At 63.3% G+C, this 2,848-nt stretch carries 3 protein-coding genes; all 3 read right to left on the bottom strand.

Annotated features, from left to right (window positions below):
* Positions 1-92: 92 nt before the first annotated feature.
* Positions 93-932, bottom strand: a complete 840-nt coding sequence (ntrB, locus tag ABSG20_RS33920; protein WP_423868802.1) for a nitrate ABC transporter permease — start codon at positions 930-932, stop codon at positions 93-95.
* On the bottom strand, positions 929-2,314 hold the full coding sequence (locus tag ABSG20_RS33915) for a CmpA/NrtA family ABC transporter substrate-binding protein (RefSeq protein ID WP_423868801.1): 1,386 nt from the start codon (positions 2,312-2,314) through the stop codon (positions 929-931). The genes ntrB and ABSG20_RS33915 overlap by 4 nt, the downstream gene beginning before the upstream one ends.
* 90 nt (positions 2,315-2,404) lie before the next feature.
* Positions 2,405-2,848, bottom strand: a 444-nt coding sequence (locus ABSG20_RS33910) for a sulfurtransferase (RefSeq protein ID WP_423868800.1), incomplete at its 5' end; no start/stop codon positions are given.

The following is a 2,848-nucleotide window of genomic DNA, read 5'->3' as shown; positions in this document are numbered from 1 at the left end:
GATCACGCGCTGGCGCGCGCGATCCGACCTCTCCCCGCAAGCGGGGAGAGGTGAAGAAGCGCCGAGACCTGCAAGACGTTTCATGGTCGCCATCACTCCGGAAACGTGACCATGGCGGTGGCGCGGGCCAGGATCTGGTCGAGCAGCATGCCGACGAGGCCGATCAGCAGGATGGCGATGATGACGTTGGTGATCGAGAGGTTATTCCACTCGTTCCAGACGAAGTAGCCGATGCCGGTGCCACCGACCAGCATCTCGGCGGCGACGATGACCAGCCAGGCGATGCCGATGGAGATGCGCATGCCGGTGAGGATGGTCGGCGCCGCCGCCGGCAGGATCACGGTGAAGGCGCGCCGGAGCAGGCCTACTTCGAGCGTGCGGGCGACATTGATCCACTCCTTGCGCACGGACGCCACCCCGAACGCGGTATTCAAAAGCATCGGCCATACCGAGCAGATGAAGATGACAAAAATCGCCGACAGCCCGGAATCCTTGATGGTGTAGAGCGCCAGCGGCATCCAGGCCAGCGGCGAGATCGGCTTCAGGATCTGGATGAACGGGTCCAGCGCGCGGTTGATCAAGGGCGACATCCCAATCAAAAAGCCGACCGGAATCGCGACGATCACGGCGAGCAGATAGCCGAGGCCGACGCGGGCGATCGAATAGCCGAGCTGGATGCCGAGGCCCTTGTCGTTCGGCCCCTTGTCGTAGAACGGATGCTTAAGGTGTTCCCACAATTTGGCGCCGACCTCGAACGGACCCGGCATCGCCGATTTGCCCTGGGTCGCCGTCAGCCCCATCAGTTTGGCATATTCCGGGCTCATGGTGCCGACATTGCCGGTGCCACGGGTCGCCAGGTGCCAGATGCCGATAAAAGCCAGGAACAGCGCGATCGACAGGATCGCCGCGCGGAAACGAAGCGAGGCGGTCACGATGCCTTCCTGATCTTGAAGCTGTTGAGATAGTCCTCGGGGCTGGCCGGATCGAAGGTCTTGCCCATCACGGAAAACGACTTGTACGACACAGCGGGCGGCGCGAGCCCCATCTCCGCCATGACCTTGCGGGTGTCGGTGGCGAGGTAGACCTGCTCGGCCACCTGTTTGTAATCCACATCGCCCTTGATCTGGCCCCAGCGCTTCATCTGGGTCAGCATCCAGACCGCGAAGGATTGCCAGGGGAATGGATCGAAGTCGACGCGCTTGGGATCGGTTTTGACGCCGCCCAGGCCGTCCGCGTAAGTGCCGGTGAGAACCTGCTCCAGCACGGTGACCGGGGCGTTGATATAGTTCGCCGGCGCGATCGCCTCGGCGATCTCTTTGCGATTTTCCGCCTTCGAGGCATAGGCCGTCGCATCGACGATCGCCCGCGTCAGGGCGGCAAAACTGTTAGGCGAAGCGGTAATGAACTCGCGGCTGGCGGCAAAACTGCAGCAGGGATGTCCGTCCCAGATTTCCTTGGACAGGATGTGCATGAAGCCCGCGCCGTCATAGATCGCGCGCTGGCAGATGTTGTCCGGCGCGAGGAAGCCGTCGATGTTGTCGGCGCGGAGATTGGCGACCATTTCCGGCGGTGGCACCGAGCGCAGCTGCACGTCGGTGTCCGGATCGACGCCGTGTTCGGCGAGGTAGTAGCGCAACAGGTAATTGTGCATCGAGTAGTCGAACGGAATGGCAAATTTCATGCCCTTCCAGTCCCTGGGGTCGCGCCTGTCCTTGTGCTTGATGGCCAGCGTGATGCCCTGGCCATTGATGTTCTCGATCGCGGGCACGGTGAAAGCAATGGGATTGGAGCCCAGCCCGAGCGAGATCGCGAGCGGCATCGGCGCCAGCATGTGCGCGGCGTCATATTCCTTGTTGATGGTCTTGTCGCGGACCACCGCCCAGCCGGCGGTCTTCACCACTTCGACGTTGAGGCCCTGCCTGGCGTAGAAGCCGAGCGGCGCCGCCATGATGATCGGCGTCGCGCAGGTGATCGGAATGAACCCGACCTTCAAATCCTTTTTCTCGGGCCGGCCTGCTTCGGCAAAGGCCTCGGTCGCCGTCTGAAGCGGAAAAAATTGCGATATCGCGGCCAGCGCGGTCGAAGCCCCGACCGATTTCAGGAAGGCCCGCCGCGCCGCATCGCGCGGAAACATCGCGCGCATCGCCGCCGAGGCCACCACGCTTTGGTAGCGCTTTTCCTCATCGGGGGCCGGCTCGCAGCGCAGCCTCGATGCGGCCGAATCGTGCTCGTCTGCGGAACCGTGCCGGCCGCAGGCGCAGCCCGATCGCGAAAGCCCGCGGTCCGCGTCGAAGGGATCGTCGAAGCTGGACATGCCCCATTCCTTTGCATGGCGCCGAGATAGCGCCCGCAGATGCACCGCCCGGCCGCATCAGTCAGCCGGGCGGTGAAACAGATGCAGGTTCTATGCCGCCTTGACCATTGGCTTGCTTTCGATCGGGAGGCCCTCGTCGATCGGCAGCGACGGATCGCGCGACCACTCGTTCCAGGAGCCGAAATACATCCGCACATCCTTGACGCCGGCATTCTTCAGGGCGAGGAACGTGTTCGATGCCCGCGCGCCCTTGAAGCAATAGAGGTAAACAGGGGTATTCTGCGAAATGCCGACGGTGGCGCATTCGGCGAGGATTTCGTCCTTGGACTTGAATCGCGGCCCCTCGGCGGTCGGTTTCATCATGCGGTACCATTCGAGCCAGACGGCGCCGGGGATGCGTCCCTTGCGGGGGCAGAAATCCTTGCCATAGGGCGAGGAGCTGTCGCCGATCCACTCGTCGACGTCGCGCACGTCGAGAAGCGCGATGCCGGGGTTGCCGACCGCCGCCAGCACGGTCTTGGCATCGATCAGGAT

Source organism: Bradyrhizobium sp., from assembly GCF_049512235.1.
Taxonomy (GTDB): Bacteria; Pseudomonadota; Alphaproteobacteria; order Rhizobiales; family Xanthobacteraceae; genus Bradyrhizobium.
Note: the sequence above shows the minus strand (reverse complement) of the source record. Positions and strands in the feature narration are given on the sequence as shown.